This is a genomic window from Limnoraphis robusta CS-951 (assembly GCF_000972705.2).
On the sequence record NZ_LATL02000144.1, the window covers coordinates 1 to 18,089 of the forward strand.

Annotated in this window: 14 protein-coding genes; 12 read left to right on the forward strand and 2 right to left on the reverse strand. The window is 42.5% G+C overall.

Annotation, left to right across the window (positions count from 1 at the left end; genetic code table 11):
• Positions 1-1,136, reverse strand: a 1,136-nt coding sequence (locus tag WN50_RS12835; RefSeq protein ID WP_046281393.1) for a serine/threonine protein kinase, incomplete at its 3' end; no start/stop codon positions are given.
• Between the two features lie 368 nt (positions 1,137-1,504).
• Here WN50_RS12835 and WN50_RS12840 point away from each other — a divergent pair.
• Entirely contained in the window at positions 1,505-3,172 is a 1,668-nt protein-coding gene (locus WN50_RS12840) for a monovalent cation:proton antiporter-2 (CPA2) family protein (RefSeq protein WP_200906272.1), read from the forward strand.
• A gap of 136 nt (positions 3,173-3,308) precedes the next feature.
• Here WN50_RS12840 and WN50_RS12845 read toward each other — a convergent pair whose 3' ends face one another.
• Positions 3,309-3,638: a hypothetical protein gene (locus tag WN50_RS12845; protein ID WP_049559347.1), complete on the reverse strand. Its 330-nt coding sequence runs from the start codon at positions 3,636-3,638 to the stop codon at positions 3,309-3,311.
• A gap of 520 nt (positions 3,639-4,158) precedes the next feature.
• Between WN50_RS12845 and WN50_RS12850 the strand changes: the two genes are divergently transcribed.
• The 11 genes from WN50_RS12850 (at position 4,159) to WN50_RS12900 (ending at position 17,899) form a co-directional block, all read left to right on the forward strand.
• A complete protein-coding gene (locus tag WN50_RS12850) occupies positions 4,159-5,589 on the forward strand; it encodes a form I ribulose bisphosphate carboxylase large subunit (RefSeq protein ID WP_046277111.1) in 1,431 nt (476 codons plus the stop codon).
• A gap of 92 nt (positions 5,590-5,681) precedes the next feature.
• Positions 5,682-6,083 (forward strand): RuBisCO chaperone RbcX, encoded by a 402-nt coding sequence (rcbX, locus tag WN50_RS12855; protein ID WP_046277110.1) that lies wholly within the window; start codon positions 5,682-5,684, stop codon positions 6,081-6,083.
• 50 nt (positions 6,084-6,133) lie between these two features.
• A complete protein-coding gene (locus WN50_RS12860) occupies positions 6,134-6,478 on the forward strand; it encodes a ribulose bisphosphate carboxylase small subunit (protein WP_046277109.1) in 345 nt (114 codons plus the stop codon).
• Positions 6,479-6,725: 247 nt separating this feature from the next.
• Entirely contained in the window at positions 6,726-7,205 is a 480-nt protein-coding gene (locus WN50_RS12865; RefSeq protein ID WP_046277108.1) for a GAF domain-containing protein, read from the forward strand.
• A 610-nt stretch (positions 7,206-7,815) separates the two neighbouring features.
• Positions 7,816-9,168: a pentapeptide repeat-containing protein gene (locus WN50_RS30935; protein ID WP_046277107.1), complete on the forward strand. Its 1,353-nt coding sequence runs from the start codon at positions 7,816-7,818 to the stop codon at positions 9,166-9,168.
• A 275-nt stretch (positions 9,169-9,443) separates the two neighbouring features.
• Entirely contained in the window at positions 9,444-10,682 is a 1,239-nt protein-coding gene (locus WN50_RS12875; protein ID WP_046277115.1) for a response regulator, read from the forward strand.
• A gap of 493 nt (positions 10,683-11,175) precedes the next feature.
• On the forward strand, positions 11,176-11,538 hold the full coding sequence (locus WN50_RS12880; RefSeq protein ID WP_046277114.1) for a response regulator transcription factor: 363 nt from the start codon (positions 11,176-11,178) through the stop codon (positions 11,536-11,538).
• 159 nt (positions 11,539-11,697) lie between these two features.
• Entirely contained in the window at positions 11,698-12,189 is a 492-nt protein-coding gene (locus tag WN50_RS12885; RefSeq protein WP_046277106.1) for a chemotaxis protein CheW, read from the forward strand.
• A gap of 54 nt (positions 12,190-12,243) precedes the next feature.
• Positions 12,244-16,221 carry a GAF domain-containing protein gene (locus WN50_RS12890; RefSeq protein ID WP_046277105.1) on the forward strand — a complete coding sequence of 1,326 codons (3,978 nt, stop codon included), beginning with the start codon at positions 12,244-12,246 and terminating at the stop codon, positions 16,219-16,221.
• 291 nt (positions 16,222-16,512) lie between these two features.
• Positions 16,513-17,685: an Hpt domain-containing protein gene (locus WN50_RS12895; RefSeq protein WP_046277104.1), complete on the forward strand. Its 1,173-nt coding sequence runs from the start codon at positions 16,513-16,515 to the stop codon at positions 17,683-17,685.
• 7 nt (positions 17,686-17,692) lie between these two features.
• Positions 17,693-17,899: a response regulator gene (locus WN50_RS12900; RefSeq protein ID WP_235440944.1), complete on the forward strand. Its 207-nt coding sequence runs from the start codon at positions 17,693-17,695 to the stop codon at positions 17,897-17,899.
• Positions 17,900-18,089 lie beyond the last annotated feature (190 nt).

The following is an 18,089-nucleotide window of genomic DNA, read 5'->3' on the forward strand; positions in this document are numbered from 1 at the left end:
ACCCCCGCCAGTCCCATTCCCCAAAGTGTCGCCATACCCACTCCCATCAGTTGAAGACTGAGAGACCCCACCGCTTGTAGGAGGTTCGACAAGGCGCGATCGCTTTCCAGTAAAGCCGTTTTCACCACATCCAAACAAGCCTGCGACAGCGACATCATCCGGCGAGGATGCCGTTTCTGACGAGCAATTTTCAACAAATAGGTCTGAATTTCGCTAGCCGTTTGCGGGCGGCGACTGGCTTGATCCTGAACCATTTGATCCAATAAGTTCGCAAACCAAGGACTAACAACCGCCCGATGTTGCCATCGTAATTCTGCCGTTATCGGATCTTCAAGATCACCCGGAAAAGCGCCCGTTAACAAATGAATACAAGTCCGACCCAAGGCATAAAAATCCGCAGGTGGCCCGACCGCCGCGCCCACAATTTGTTCAGGGGGACTGTAACCCGGAGAAACCAAACGAGTGCTGCTTCTTGGCGTGGGTTCGCGATCGCTTAACATCATTTGTCCGACTTGTTTAGCGCCCCCAAAATCAATCATCACCAACTGATGCGTTTGTGTCGGAGTCACCGCCAACGGGAACGCAGGAGTCGATCGCAACATCAAATTCGACGGTTTGAGATCCCGATGAATAATATTGTGTCCGTGTAATTCCCGTAAAATATCCAAAGCCTGCTGCAACCAGTCAATTACCCATTCTTCTGGACACCCTTGAGGATGTTGATCTAAAATCTCCTGCAACGTTAACCCGTGAATTTTTTCCATCACCAAACAAGGCAGAGGCAAGATGGCGGCGTTGCGTTTTTTCAGGACAAAATAACTATCCGGCGACACTCTCGGTACCCCCGGATGACGCATCTGTGCTAGAACATTCGCCTCTTGTTCAAACAGTTCTAACGCTTTTGGGGACGGTTCCAGCAAGACTTTTAAGACCTTTTCTGTTTTCGTCTTCAAGTCCCAAACGACATAAAGCCTTGAAAAGCCTCCCGTTCCCAGACACCGTAAAGGAATGTAGCGATTATTGAGTTGTAGGGGAGCGCCGCAACGTAGACAATATTTATTTCCCCAAGGCTGACCGTCCGGTTTAGAACACTTGGGGTTGATGCAGTGCAGTGTAGATGAAACAGGATAATCCACGATGGGTTAACAACTTAGCAGTGATTTCAGTCAACAATGAACAGTGTTATCAGTTTACAGTCTACAGTTTTCAGTTTACAAATTTCAGATTATAGATGAAATAATCCGTGATCGCCGAAATCACTGGTCACTCTCTTACAAACTTTGCTCTCGGCGGAAACCGCCGGGCCGCAAGTTTGCGCTGTTTACTGGTCACGGTTCACTGTTAAAAACGATACCTTGAATATAGACGATCCATCTGAGGGAATTGATTCAGTCTACCGCAGACTCCCTAACTTTTTCTTTCGGGTTTCTTTTTTCTCCATCGCTAAACAGATATCTAAAATGACATGAGCTTGCACCATATTTTACTAGACCTCGTTTTACTATTGACGATTACAACCGTTTCCGTCATCCTATTCAAACGAGTCAAACTGGGTTCTGTTGTCGGTTTGTTAATGGCGGGAGTTGTTCTTGGCCCGTCTGGTTTAGCCATTACAGAAGACCCCGAAGGACTAAGACACGTTACTGAATTGGGGGTTGTGTTTCTACTCTTTATCATCGGTTTGGAAATGCAACCGGAAAAATTGTGGTCACTGCGTCGAGATGTCTTTGGTTTGGGTTCACTCCAACTCAGTGTAACAGCGATCGCTATTACTTTTTATACTATATTTCTCGGTTATACCTGGAATGCGGCTTTAATTTTGGGTTTGGGTTTGGCGATGTCTTCGACGGCGTTTGTCATGCAGTTACTTGAAGAACGTAATGAAACCTCTACCGAATTCGGTCAAACCACTTTTGCAATTTTACTGTTACAAGATCTTGCCATTGTTCCGGTTTTGGCATTGGTTCCGCTCTTATCGAATCAACCCACTCAAGCTAATAATATTCCCTTCTGGCAACAAGGCGCAAATGTTTTCGGCGGATTATTAGTTGTTTATCTTTTGGGATTTTATGTCGTGCCGTTTGTCCTCAAAATTGTTGTTCGTCAACGCAACCGAGAAGCGATCGCCGGAATTGTCGGTTTAACGGTTATTGGTTCAGCTTGGGTGATGGATACAGTCGGGTTATCTATGTCTCTCGGTGCTTTTTTTATCGGAATGTTGCTGTCGGGTTCTCACTATCGCCACTATTTAGAAGCCGAAATTGAACCGTTTAAAAATCTCCTGCTGAGTTTATTCTTTATTTCTGTTGGGATGTCGATTAATCTTGATGCTTTTCTCCAGGAAAGCTTTCAAATGGTTGGTCATGCTTTAGCGTTAATGTTAGTCAAAGCGATTATTTTATTTGGGTTGTGTTTAGCCTTTCGCTTTAGTCGGTTAACTGCGTTGCGAGTCGCGACTTTCTTACCCCAAAATGGGGAGTTTGGTTTTGTGTTATTTAGTGCAGCCGTAGCCACAAAATTAATTAGTGATGAGGCATTTTCTTGGTTGGTAATGATTATTGTCATTTCGATGGTGACAACACCAATATTAGTCCGGTTTGGGGATACACTGACACAACGTTTATCTCCAACTGCAATGGGCGAAGATCATTTACAAACCTCATCTAAACGCAGACTTCGCAGCCGTAAAGCCGTTTTAGTTATTGGTTATGGTCGAGTCGGACAAGTCGTTTGTACCATTCTTGAACGCATGAATATTCCCTATCTTGCCCTAGAAAAAGATCTCGATCAAGTCGCAGCCGGGAGAAAAGTCGGTCGATCCGTTTATTTTGGTGATGTGAATAATCCTCGCATTTTATCGGCGGTTCGAGTTCATCGGGCGCGAGCCGTTGTGATTACCGTTGGAGAGTCTAAAATTACCGAAAAATTAGTCAATTTGTTGCAAAGTTCCTATCCAAATTTACCCTTAGTTGTCCGAACTCGCAATTTAGAACAGCGCGAAAAAATGTTAGCCATTGGGGTGAGTCATGTCGTGCCGGAAGTTGTAGAATCAGCCTTAATGATGGGAGAAAAAACATTAGAAATTGTCGGGATTTCTGAGCTTGAATCTTCTTCGCTTCTCAGTTTACTGCGTAAAGATGAATATGCAGCACTTCACCTCTCTAAACATTAACTCTCAAATTGCATTAAAAAAACAACAAATTTAGACAGGTTCTTTCACTCCGATTAGGGAACTCAACATTCTCTTTTTGCTAAAAGTTTGTCAAATTTACAGATGTTACAAGCATCTTACAGTTCAGTTAAATTTATTAATGAATTTCATTAAAGAGATTTTTAGTAAAAATTTTGAACAAACTAAAAACAATCAAGGGAAAAGAAAAACAAACAATGATAATATTCATAAAATGGGTTACATTATTTTCAAAAACTGCCTCTATTCTCCAACTCATAAAGATGACGGGAGATATTACTAAAAATAAGACAATTTCAGGTTGACTATTGAATTTAAAAGATAATTTAAAAGTGGCGATTAAACCCAAAAATAGAGAAACAATAATCGTACAGATTTCTGCCCATTCCCAAGCAGAATCTTTGAAATAATTTATTGCTTCCCTGAAATCAGTGACTGACTCTATCATTGTATTTCCTTTTGGATGAACTCTATTTACTTAATTATATAGCCGTTCTCAGTTGCATGAGTTAAGGTTCATTACTCCCTTCTCCACCTCTGGCTAACCCTCTCGACCTCTCCCTACCCTCTCCTGCAAGGAGAGGGACAATTGTATCTCCCCTTGTAGGGGAGATTATAGAGGGGTTAGTGGGAAAAGGTGTCCCATAAGCGACTATTCGTAAATCGAGAGGGGTAGGGGGAGAGGTTAATCATCAAAAAATCATCAATTACTCTCTAACAACCTTCACAGTCTTTACGTCATAATCGTTAAAAAACTTAACATTAATCGTTTCAGTTTGGTGATAAGACAAACAGATTTTCAGCCAAATGTCTCAAAATGTAGTGGGATTTAAAGAAATATAAACAAAGATTATGTAAATCTTAAAAAGATTCAAGGTTGACGGGTACAAATTCTTGATACTATCTTAAATATCTTGGCACAAAGACCAAAACATAAGAGATTCCGACAAGGGAGATATCAAGGAGTTATGGCTTACTCTCAAACCCGCACACAGTCGAAAGCTGGCTATAAAGCTGGTGTACAAGACTATAAACTGACCTATTACACGCCCGACTATACGCCGAAAGATACAGATATTTTGGCTGCATTCCGCGTCACGCCCCAGCCGGGAGTTCCCCCAGAAGAAGCTGGAGCCGCAGTGGCCGCCGAATCTTCCACAGGTACTTGGACAACAGTTTGGACTGACCTTTTGACCGACCTCGACCGCTACAAAGGTCGCTGTTATGACATCGAGCCAGTTCCCGGTGAAGACAACCAGTACATCTGCTTTATTGCCTATCCTCTGGATTTGTTTGAAGAAGGTTCCGTCACCAACTTGCTGACATCCTTAGTTGGTAACGTTTTCGGTTTCAAAGCCTTACGTGCGCTGCGTTTAGAAGATCTACGCATTCCTATCGCTTACCTGAAGACCTTCCAAGGCCCTCCTCACGGAATTACTGTAGAACGCGACAAACTCAACAAATACGGTCGTCCCCTCCTCGGTTGCACCATCAAACCCAAACTGGGTTTATCAGCCAAGAACTACGGACGTGCAGTCTATGAATGTCTGCGCGGTGGCTTAGACTTCACCAAAGACGACGAAAACATTAACTCTCAGCCCTTCATGCGTTGGCGCGATCGCTTCCTGTTCGTTCAAGAAGCCATTGAAAAAGCCCAAGCAGAAACCGGAGAAGTTAAAGGTCACTACCTGAACGTGACCGCCCCCACCTGCGAAGAAATGCTGGAACGGGCTGAGTTCGCCAAAGAACTCAAAACTCCGATCATCATGCACGACTACCTGACAGGTGGTTTCACCGCTAATACTACCTTAGCCAAATGGTGTCGTCGCAACGGTATCTTGTTGCACATCCACCGCGCCATGCACGCCGTGATTGACCGTCAGAAAAATCACGGTATCCACTTCCGCGTACTTGCCAAATGCTTGCGGATGTCCGGCGGCGACCACCTGCACTCCGGTACAGTTGTGGGCAAACTGGAAGGCGAAAAAGGCATCACGATGGGCTTCGTAGACTTGATGCGCGAAGACCACATCGAACAAGATCGTGATCGCGGCATTTACTTCACCCAAGATTGGGCTTCCATGCCTGGAGTAATGCCCGTTGCTTCCGGCGGTATCCACATTTGGCATATGCCTGCGTTGGTTGAAATCTTCGGCGACGACTCCTGCTTACAGTTTGGTGGTGGTACTCTCGGACACCCCTGGGGTAATGCTCCCGGTGCAACTGCAAACCGGGTTGCCCTCGAAGCTTGTATCCAAGCCCGTAACGAAGGCCGTAACCTGTTCCGTGAAGGCGGCGACGTCATCCGCGAAGCGGCCAAGTGGAGTCCTGAACTGGCTGTTGCTTGCGAACTGTGGAAAGAAATCAAGTTCGAGTTTGAAGCAATGGATACACTCTAAATCCGCTTCCAGAGTGATGATAATGAATTTTAAGCGATAAGTAGATAAACTTAGAATTCAAAACTCAGAACTCTTGGAGGTTGGTGTCAGACATGGATATCAAAAAAGTTGCAAAAGACACGACCAAGGTACTATCAAGCTACCTCACTTACCAGGCTGTACGGCTGGTTTCCTCTCAGCTTAGAGAGACAAACCCCGGTTTAGCAATTTGGTTGAGTGGATTCTCGTCCACCGGAAAAATTCAAGACGGAGAAGCGTATCTCAAAGAGATGCTTCAGGAAAACCAGGAAATGGCTTTCAGAATTATGACGGTGCGAGAACATCTCGCTCAAGAGGTAGTGGAATATTTACCGGAAATGGTGCGTGAATCTATTCAGCAAAGCAACATGGAACATCGCCGTCAGTACCTTGAACGGATGACACAGGTTTCGTTGTCTGACACCAGTCCTCATCCCGAATTTAAAATGGATTCCGAACCGAATCAGGACGAATAGAACCTGATAGCTTGACTGTTGTATACCTTTTAACGTTTTAGGAAATCGCAATGCAAACTTTACCAAAAGAGCGTCGCTACGAAACTCTGTCTTATCTGCCTCCTCTGACTGATGCTCAAATTGACAAGCAAATTCAATATATGCTGTCTCAGGGTTTCATTCCTGCTGTTGAGTTCAACGAAACCGCAGAACCGGAAGTTCGCTACTGGACATTGTGGAAACTCCCCCTGTTTAACGCAACAACGGTTCGTGATGTAATGATGGAAATTCAAGCTTGCCGTCAAGAATATCCCAAGTGTTTCATTCGGGTTGCAGGTTTTGACAATGTGAAGCAGTGCCAAGTCTTAAGCTTCATTATTCACCGGGGCGATCAGTCCGGTGGTTATCGCTACTAATTCCAGATTGCCAAGTTTAACGGATTAATTTTGATAGGTAGGGAGTGATCCCTGCCTTTTTTTCTTGTAGCCCAAAAAAGACTCAAATTATCGCGGAAGCGGTGCGATCGGGTTACTCGAAAATCAGTGATTCTCAAGCTATAGCACTACGCAAATTGGTTAGGACATTTTTAGATTCTGAAACCCTTTCATAGTCTGCTGTTCCCTGTTCCCCGTTCCCTGTTCCCGATTCAAGTAGCGCTATAATATGCAATATCCGGGTGAAATTTTGAAAAAACTTTCTCAAGGAGAGGAAGTGATTATTAATGATGTGATGGAAGCTTCACTGACCCCTGAAGAAAGACAACAATTCCATCAATGGGAAGTGCAAGCGGCTTTAATTATTCCTGTTTTTGTTAATCAAACTCTATACGCGATCGCAACCCATCACTGTTCTCAAACCCATCAATGGCAAGATTCCGAAATCGAACGGTTTAAACAAGTCGGTTTACAAATTGGTTATGCTCTCGAACAGGCTCAACTGTTGCAAGAAGTTCAAGAAAGTCGCAGCCTCGCCGAACAAATAATGATCGCCGAAATTCAAGCAGAAACTCACGAGGTTGTACACGCAATGAAAGTGGGTTTAAAACGAGTTCTTCGGGAAACCGAGTTAGTTCAACGAACCCGTAAAACCCTCACAGAGATTGTACAAGCGAGTAACCAAACCCATGAATTTGTGATCACTTGAGCAGTTTTTTAACTATTGAGTGTTTACTGGTTACTGTTGAGTGTTAAGTGAAAACACGGGTGACTGGTGAGTCAATCATGTATCGAGTATGCTCAAGTTCTCAGTATTTTTGGGTAGTGAAATTTCAGTGGCGTTGACAAAATGCCCAAGGCTCAGTTATGATCCTTAAGTGAATAGGGTGCGCTGTTTACATCTGAGACTGAGGTCAAGTCACTTCAAAGTAGAGAATGGGTGTATTGTTACAAGTCTACAAATAGCAAGCGAAAGCTCTCTATTCAAGAGTTTTAATCATATTTCAAAAGGATACATCTGTTCTGCTCATCTTGAAAAAGGTTGAGTCAGGATAACAGAAAGCCTTGAATGAGCAGGGAAATGCCTGCGAAATATTTCTCGTCTTTCTCGTCAATGATTGGCAGTTGACAGACAGCAGAAATAGATAGAAAGGGCGATCCACAACGAACTCGAGTCAAACATGACGAGGAAGTTTGTTGATCATTTTTGTTAATTCTCAAGCGTGTCACCTGATCTTAAAATCAGAGCAAAATAGGAAAGCGCGTGGCTTTAGAGCAGTTCTGAACAACAAAGTTAAAGCATCAGGAGCTGATTTTGCATGGCTAATGAGGAACATCTCGCCCAACTTAAACAGGGAGTAGAGATGTGGAATCAATGGAGAGAAAACAATCTAGAAGTCAAACCCGATTTACGAGCAGCAGATCTCAGTGGCGCGGATCTCAGTGGCGCGAACCTGTGGATGGCGGATCTCTGGAGTGCTGATCTGTGGGGAGCAGACTTGCGAGGAACAGACTTAAGTGATACCAACCTCTGGAGAGCAGACTTACGAGGCGCTAACCTGGGAGATGCCGATCTCAGTGGGGCTTATTTGTGGAGAGCCGACTTACGAGGTGCCGATCTGACAGGTGTTAACTTAATGAATGCTAACTTGAGTGAAGCTGACTTGTGGGGGGCGAACCTAGAGTCTGCTAACCTCAGTGAAGCGAACCTCTGGAAAGCTGATTTTCGAGGCGTTTACCTCAAAGGAACGATTATCGATCTGCAAACCAGTTGGGAGAAAAAATGGAAACTGGTATGGCAAATTCTCAACCAAGGTACAGAAGGATTAGATCTCGGAGAAGCGGATCTACGAGAAGCCAATTTATGGAAAGCCGATCTCAGCAGAGCGAATTTAATCAATGCCGATCTCTGGGGGGCGGATCTGCGAGAAGTTAATCTCACCTGCGCGGATCTGTGGGGAGTGAACCTCAGTCAAGCCGATCTCAGTGGGGCTAACCTCAGTGAAGCCGATCTGTGGAAAGCCAACCTACGGGGCGCTGATCTCAGCCAAGCCAACTTTAGCCAAGCGAACCTGACTGAAGCCAACCTCTGCGCTACGCAAGTTCTAGGAACCAATTTTGAAGAGGCGACTCTAACAGGGGCTTGTATTGAAGACTGGGATCTCAATCGTTCGACTCGGCTTCAACGAGTCAATTGTGAGTATATTTATCTCAAAGAAAATAAACAAGAACGTTGTCCCCGTGATGCTAACAAAACCTTGGGAGTGGGAGAATTTACGAAGCTGTTTCAACCCGCTTTAGAAACGGTTGATATTACTTTTCAATCGGGGATAGATTGGCAAGCTTTTTACCTAGCGTTTCAAACTTTACAGGTGGAATACGGAACGGAAAATTTGTCAATATTTGCTCTAGAAATGAATGGAGAACAAGATCTCCTGATCCGCTTAAGAACTTCTCCTTTTATCGATAAGTCAGAACTCGAGTTTGACGCAAAAAAATATTACAATAAGCAACTTGATATTTTGGAAAATCAGTATAAAAAAGAACTTGGAGACGAAGGGAAAAATCTGGAAGAAAACCGGAATAAAAGTAAAAATTTATTAGAAATAATTCATAAACTTGCTCGGGATTCCTATAATAAGGGTATAATGGAAGTGAAAGGCAGTCATTGATAAAATAGAATTTTCCCGCCAAAGATGGGTCAAAAATTCGGACATTAAACTTGCTAATCTGGGTCAAGCGGCTTGATTTCTTCGGAAGATTGGAAAACTATCAGATTAGAGATTCTCATCAGAAAAAGACTCCATAAATTTCATCCGGACAGAAATAAGGCTAACAGGCTATTTATAAATAAAGGGTGCTGAAAAGAGGGGGTAAACTCCGAATTTACGGAGCTAACATCTTGTCATTTTTTATGGAATTAATCAACTCTAAGGAGGATAAGAGTTTGAGTGCTGAATCCGCAAAACTAGAGAACTTAACTCAACAATTAGAAACCCTCTGTCAACAATTCGCATCGGGTGAAGTCATTCTCACAAGTCCCGCCAAAGAAGGAAAACTGTACATTTACAACGGCAACCTTCTGTATGCAACGAGTGACTTTCATCGGGTACGACGTTGGCATCGAGCGCTCAAAAAAAATAGCCCCAACTGGAAACCCCAGCCGAATTCGGTTTCCTTCGATAACGAGAAACCTTGGGAATATCAACTCCTCTATCAAGGCATTGCTAACGAACAGCTTACTCTCACTCAAGCCAAAACCATTATCGGATATGTCACCTTAGAAATTCTATTTTCTTTACTCAACTGCACCGATACGATTTCCAAAGCCCAACCGACTCCAGAAGCTACCTCAGAAGTCTCCTTGGGTTTAGGGTTATCTTACAGTGAATTTGAACCTGTACTCACCAAAGGATCACAACTGCGATCGCAATGGGAAGCCGCAGGCTTAGGTTCGATGAACCCGACAGAAGCGCCGATTCTCAGAAAACCCGTTCACTCGGAAACCCTATCGGGTTGGGATAAATACCTCAATGGCAAATTTACCCTCTGGGATATCTCCCTGCGTCTGGGGAAGTCGGTTACTTCTGTGACTCGCGCCTTACTTCCCTTGATCAAAAAAGGGTTAGTGCAGTTGCGAACCGTTCCCGATCTTGCCGCCCCGACTTTCAACTTGAGAACCGCCAGTTGGGTGTCTACCCCTGGGGAGTCTGAACTTGAGTCCATTAAACCGAATCAACAAAAGCCGTTAATCGCTTGTATTGATGATAGTCCAGTAGTGTTTCAGGTGATGAAAAATATCCTCGAACCTGCCGGATATCAAGTGATCGGGCTGCAAGATCCAGTACAAGCCTTAGCACAAGTGGCAAAATACAAACCCGATTTAATCTTTTTAGATTTGGTGATGCCCGATGCGAATGGTTATACTATCTGTCAGTTTTTGCGAAAAGCGCCCGTGTTTCAAAACACCCCTGTGATTATTCTCACCAGTCGGGATAATGTGATTGATCGCAGTCGCACAAAACTGATCGGAGCATCCGGCTTTTTGGGTAAACCGCCTAATCCTGACGAAACCTTGAAAATTGTTCGTCGATATCTCTCAAAATCACCTGATACGACAACGGAGGGAAATAACCAGGGACTCGAAATGAGCAATAACTTTGAACTCGGAGTCGGTGAATATTAAAGATACCGATGGGTTGGCTGGGGAATTATGAGCGGCACACTACATTTTTATCCGTCTAAGCCATCTATAATTCAAAGCCTGATATCTGCGGCTCCTTCAAGTATTTATATCCCCTGTTTCGAGTCCATTGAGGGGAACAAGCGCTCACATCTACTCAATTTTTTATCTAAATTGAGCCAAGAATGGGTTGAGAAATTGATTGTCTATTTTCGCATCTATTAGTTAGCGGTTAATCTGGTGTTTCGTTTCTCTATGATCTCTCTAAAAAGGTCGCTAAAAATGTCAGATATAGCAATTAAAGAAGAATTCAGAAGTCAGAATTTCTGAGTCAGCAATCAAATCAATTGAAGGTCGATTTAGACCCCAAGACTCATCCGCCAGTCGCACAGAATTAAATTCTGAATTCTGACTCCTGACTCCTGACTACTTTATTGTTAAAATTTTGCGCTCCACATGAGCTGCCTTTTAATGAATGAACTTGGAGGTTTTTAAAATGGCTCACATTTTAGTAGTAGAAGATAGCACAACTGAAGCTAAAATCTTGACCGAATGTTTACAAAAATCTGGCTTTCATGTGTTGAGTGTGACTACAGCCGAAGCGGCTAAAGCGATGCTGGCTAAACAAAAATTTGATGCCATTTTGATGGATGTTGTTTTACCCGGACAAAGTGGCTTTGGTTTGTGTCGTGAACTCAAAAATCAGGAAAAAACAGCCGGAATTCCGATTGTCATTTGCTCCAGTAAATCAGAAAAATTTGATAAAAACTGGGGCTTAAAACAGGGAGCATCGGCTTATATCTGTAAACCCATTAATACAGAAGAAATTGTCAAAACCATCAAAGGATTAATCAAATAATATGAAGTTTAAACAAGAATGCTACAGATGGGAAGAGTGAGAGAGAGCGGGTTTATGTCGGTAGTTGGTGAGAAACATACATCAAGGTGAAACCCGCCCCTATAGCATCAATTATCGGTATAAAAGCGAGTTTTTTGGTGTTTCGCGTTTTTGCGTATTATGACTCCTCAATCTAGCATTCAAGAAACTGAAAACTTTCTGAGTTTCTCGATTACACCTAGTCTAAAAGCCATGTTACCGACACGGCAACTGGCTGAAATTATCAACATTGCCCCCCATGAAATTGTTCCGATTCCTGGAATGCCAGCCGAAGTCGTTGGCGTTTTTCCCTGGCAAGGTGAAGTTTTATGGGCAATTTATCTCAGCTACTGGATGGGATTTGAACCCTTGTTAACCGCTAAATTCAGCTCATCATTTTGTAGCATTTTAAAAGTCAAAACTCAAGGACAATCTCTCGGATTTTTAATTCATCAAGTCGGACAACTCCAGAATTGTGAAACTAAAAAAATCCAGTCTTATCCAGCAAATCTACCTGAAACCATTTTAAATCATCCAGCTCGAAATAACTGTATAAAAGGAGCTTGGCTGAATTCCCAAGGTGAACGTTTACTCCTTTTAGATGCGGCTTTAATTCAGTTCCTTGAACATTAACAACTTTCAGAACTGATTTCGTATTAACTTACCCTTTGTATTCACCCATTAACCATGACAGCTTCACCCTTAAACCCTACCCATTCGAGCAACTTATCGAATAACCATTCTAAACCCTCCTATTCGGGAAACACTCAACCGTTTAACCCTCAAAATGGGATGGATAATTCAGCGATTATTCCGATTGTGGTGGATGCAGAAGCCCAATCCGTTTATTCACCCCAACAACGAACCGGATTAAAAGCCAAAACCACCGCTTTATCCCAAGAATTAACCACCTTACGCTCAAATATTGAGTATCGTATTAACCAACTGCAAAACTTAATCGAAAAAGAAGGAGCCGCAGCCGAACGAGCCGAACTAATTAATATTATCACCTCGCGGATGCGAGAATCTCTCAGCGTTGAAAGTATTTGTCAAACCGTCGTTGAAGACGCTCGTTTAGCCTTACAAAGTGATCGGGTGGTTGTTTATCGCTTCGATCCGACTTGGAAAGGTACAATGATCGCGGAGTCCGTCGATGCTCAATGGCCTTCTGCTTTGGGCGCTAAAATTGCCGATCCCTGTTTTGCCGAGCGCTATGTCGAATTTTATCAAAAAGGTCGAGTCAAAGCTACCCCCAATATTTACGAAGCTGGACTCACCGACTGTCATATTCGTCAACTCGAACCTTTCGCGGTTCAAGCTAATCTTGTCGCCCCAATTTTAGTTAAAAGCGCAGACAATCCCACAGGTTATCTCTACGGATTATTTATCGCCCATCAATGTAGTGAACCTCGGGTGTGGGTAGAAGCCGAAATAGAATTTTTCCGTCAATTGGCGATTCAAATTGGTTACGCGATTGACCAAGCTTTGCTCCTCCAAAAACAACAAGCTGCTACTCATCAAGCCCAACAAATTAACCATATTAACGCTCAAATTCGTAAATCTTTTGAAGTTGAGGATATTTTAGCCACCACTGTCGAAGAAACCCGGGCTGCACTCCACAGCGATCGCGTTTTAGTGTATGAATTTGATGCCAATTGGAAAGGGACTGTTATTGCTGAATCTGTTGATAGTAAATGGCCGACTGCATTAAGAGCCTTAATCGATGATCCTTGCTTTGCTCAACGCTATATTCAGCCCTATTTACGCGGACGAGTCGCCGCTACTGAAAACATCTTTGAAGCGGGTTTAACGGAATGTTATCTGAGTCAATTAGCACCTTTTGGAGTGAAAGCCAATCTGGTTGCGCCTATTTTAGTGAACCGAAAATTGATGGGATTATTGATTGCTCATCAATGTTCAGCGCCAAGAGCCTGGACAGAATTAGAAATAGATTTAATGCGAAAAGTTGCGGTGCAGTTGGGTTATGCCCTCGATCAAGCCTATCTCCTCGAACAACAACAAGCCACCGCCAAAAAAGCCAGACTTCTGAATGAAATTACGACTCAGTTTCGCAACTCTTACAACCCCGAAGAAGTGTTTGATCTTTTGGTTGAAGAAACCCGAGAGGCTATTAAAGCAGATCGAGTGATTATCTACCAATTTAATCAAAATTGGGAAGGCAAAGTTGTTGCTGAATCTGTTGATAGTAAATGGCCTGTAATTTTAGGAAAACAACTGGGTGATCCTTGCTTTGCTAACAACTTTGTCAAGCCCTATTTTCGAGGTCGAGTTAGCTCTGTAGATAATTTTCAGGAGTCAGGACACGCGGAATGTTACGCTGAAATGTTAGAACCTTGGGGTGTCAAAGCTAACATCGTGGCACCGATTATTGCGGAAACTAAACTACATGGATTGTTAATTATTCATCAATGTTCAAGTCCGCGTAAATGGAGCGAGTCGGATATTAACTTTACCAAACAACTGGCGATTCAAGTGGGTTTAGCGCTTGATCAAGCATTGCTATTACAAAAACAGCAAAACGCCGCCGAACAAGCCCGTCGCTTAAATATTATTAGTTCTCGCATTCGCGAATCTCTCAACTACAAAGATATTGTGAGTACCGCCGTTGAAGAAACAAAAGAGAGTTTGGGTGTTGATCGGGTTGTTGTTAATCAATTTAATCCCAATTGGACGGGAACAATTGTCGCCGAATCTGTGAATGCGGAACTGACAAAAACTTTGGGATTAGCAGTTGAAGACTTTTGTTTAGCGCAAAACTACATTAAACCCTATTTTCGAGGTCGAGTTAAAGTCACCAACGATGTTTATTCAGGTGAATTAACCGAATGTCAAGTCGGTCAGTTAGAATCTTTTGAAGTCAAGGCGATGGTGGTGGCGCCGATTATTGCCAAACAAAAATTACATGGGTTATTAATTGTGCATCAATGTACCCATGCGCGTCAGTGGAAACCCTACGAAGTTGAGTTAATTCAGCAGATTGCGATTCAAATTGGTTATGCTTTGGATCAAGCTTTCTTACTCGAAGAACAACAGGCTGCGACTCAACAAGCACGACTTTTAAGTGTGATTGGTTCTCGGATTCGTGAATCTCTTGATCCGCAACGGATTTTTCAGACAACTGTTGAAGAATCCCTAGAATTAATTAAAGCTGATCGCCTTGTTATTTATCGCTTTAACGAGGAGCAGAACGGTCAAACGGCTGTGACGCTGACTTGTGAGGCTGTTAAACCCTATTGTTTTCAAATTTTGGCTGAAAAAGACTCAAACTCAGAAGAAGACCGTCAACCGCTTTATGAGCTGCGTTTACCACTGGGCGTTGAACTTTTGAAACGCTATCGCCAAAGCCGAATCATGGTGATTGAAGATCTAGAAAAGGCCCCTCTAACTAAAGTTTATCAGGAGCAACTTAAGCAATGGCAAGTTAAATGTTTAGTGAGTGTGCCGATTTTTGTCAATCAAAGCTTGTATGGATTGATTGAAGCTCATCAATGTTTTGAAAAGTATAACTGGACTGAATCAGAAATTGAAGGGTTTAAACAGGTGGGATTACAAGTCGGTTATGCACTGGAACAGGCACAATTATTAACTCAAATTCAACAAGCCAGTCAGATCGCAGAACAAGCCCGTATTCAACAACAGCAAGAAAAAGAACAATTAGAGTCTCAAATCGAAGCGTTTTTAGGGGATATTGAAGCATCGTTTAATGGAGATTTAACGGTTCGGGCGCGAGTGAATGAAGGGGTCATGGGAACGGTTGCCGACTTTTTTAATGCCACCATTGAAAGTTTACAACAGCTTGTTTTAAAAGTACAATCTGGGGCGAATGTGGTGACGTCTACGGCGGTGGCGAGTGAACAAGATATTCAGAAGTTATCCAATGAAGCACTACGTCAAGCTGATGCAATGAATAACGCACTGAATCAAATTTCAATCATCGCCGATTCAATTCAAGCCGTGGCTAAAAATGCTCAGGCGGCTCAGTCAAAAGTGCGATCAGCATCGGAGATTTTGCAAAAAGGTGATCACGATATGAATGACACCGTTGAGAGTATTTTAGCCATCCAAAAAACAGTCTACATTACCGCTCGAAAAGTGAAAAATTTGGGAGAAGCTTCTCAGAAAATTTCTCGGGTGGTGAATTTAATTAATGAATTTGCCAATCAAACTCATGTTTTAGCCTTGAATGCTTCCGTTGAAAGTACCCGCATGAGTGAAGATGGTCATGGATTTGCAACAGTCGCCACTGAAGTCAGAACTTTAGCGGAACAATCCGCGAGTGCGACGCAAGAAATTGAGCAAATTGTTGAGGAAATTCAAGCTGAAACTCATGAAGTTGTCAGGGCGATGAAAGTGGGTTTAAAGCGGGTAATGACGGGAACTCAGCTTGTTAAACAAACTCGTCAAACGTTAACAGAATTGGTGGAGGTTAGTCATTTTATTCGAGATTTGGTTGAACAAATTGCCGATTCTGCAACTGAACAAGCGCAAACTTCAGGTCAACTTTCTCAGACGATTAAAGAAGTGGCTGTGATCGCTCGTTCGACTTCTGAACAATCTCTGCAAGTGGCGGATTCATTTACTCAATTGTTGGGGGTTGCAGGTCAATTGCAAACGGGTGTTTCTCAGTTCAAAGTAGACAGTTAGAACAGTAACTTGTAGGGGCGGGTTCTGCCAATATTTGTGTTTCTGAGGAATAATTTAGATAAACCCGCCCTATCCCCATAACAGAATAAATCAACCAGACATGGTATTGTATTAATCCGCCCCCTCACCGGGAACAGTTAGGAGTTCAGAAGTTCAGAATACTGATAATTTTTAGGTTGGGTTTATGTAGATTGTTGCTAAGAAGATATAGATTTTCCCAGAACCCGCCCCTACGCTCACTGAATAAACTGTTCCCTGTTCCCTACTATACTACCTATTTTAAAGAGGAATATGTCAACGATTACTCAGGATAAATCTTACGAATTTTTTGTACAAGAATCTCTCGAATTATTACAAATTTTAGAACAGGGATTGATGAATCTTTCTCAATCCCATGACATTCAAAAACTTCATGGACTGATGCGGGCGGCTCATTCAATTAAAGGGGGAGCGGCTTGTGTGGGTTTGATGGGAATTCAACAAATTGCTCATCAATTAGAAAATGGGATTCGAGCTTTATATCCAGAAGATACGGTTTTTGATTTAGAATTAGAAGAATTACTTTTACAGGCTTTTGATTGTTTAAAATCACCGATTATTGAACAAATTGAAACGGGTTACTGTGACGAAGAAAGCCCCTTGACTCGGGTTCAACCGATTGTTGAGAATCTAGAAGCTAAACTCGGATATCTCCTCGAAGAAGCGGTTGAACTTCCTGAAGTTCCCCTAGAAATGGATATGACGCTGTTTCTATTTGATCAAGAAGTTCCTGCGGGTTTACGCCGTATTCAAGATTTATTGGCTTCTCCTCCTCAAAATATTCAAGAAGAATTACACGCTCAATTTGAGGTGTTAGCAACTTTGGGGAGTATGTTAAACTTGTCTGGATTTACTGCGATCGCTCAAACCACTTTAGAGGCTTTACAACTTTATCCTGATTCTTATCAAGAAATTTCAAAAGTCGCTTTAACCGATCTTTGGACAGGACAAAAAGCTGTTTTAGAAGGGGATCGAAGTGAAGGAGGTAAACTGAGTTTAGCGTTAATTGAGTTGACAAAAGATAGAAGTCAAGAAGAAGTTTACGAAGAAGATATTCAGGTAGAAGAAGTTAATGAAACATCTCTACAGGAGTTGAGAAGTTCAGAGTTGGCTGAAATTTTGTTACAAGCTTTTGATGGTTTCCGAGTTCCACTGTTAGAAAAAGTCGAATCTGGTGACTATAATAATCAACAGGCGATCGCCACGATTTCTCCGATTTTACAGCAACTAGAAACCCAACTCGGATGTTCTCTCGAAGACACCGAAAAACTTAACAATCTTTGCTTTTTAGATGAACAACTTGAGAAAGTTAGCGATGAAGAAGAGGTCAACTTAAACGGTTCACAAGTTAAACCAAAATCTAATATTAGCGAAGAAATTAAAACAGCTCGAAAAACAAAGTCAAGTTGCAATTGTGATTTGTGATTTAGAAATGCCAGAAATGAATGGATTTGAATTTTTAGGTCACTGTCGCCGTCAATTTTCAAGCGATGTACTGCCTGTATTAATCCTCACCTCCCGCAATAATGAGCGTCATCGGAAACTCGCAAAACAATTAGGCTCAAATGACTACATTACTAAACCCTGGAATGAAAAAGAATTAATGAAAATTTTACAGCAACACCTGGTTCGTTGTTGAATCTATCCATGATTTGAAAAGTCACTTATTCATTGACAATCGCCAGAACTTTTTCATCAAAAACAGGATTGAGAGTCAAACACAGGGGAAGAAGCTTAAAAAACGGCTCACTCCCTTCTATAGATCTGCCAAAATATGATAAACTAAGCTCATTTCTCAACAATGCTGAGAAATACACGCTAAAAATTAA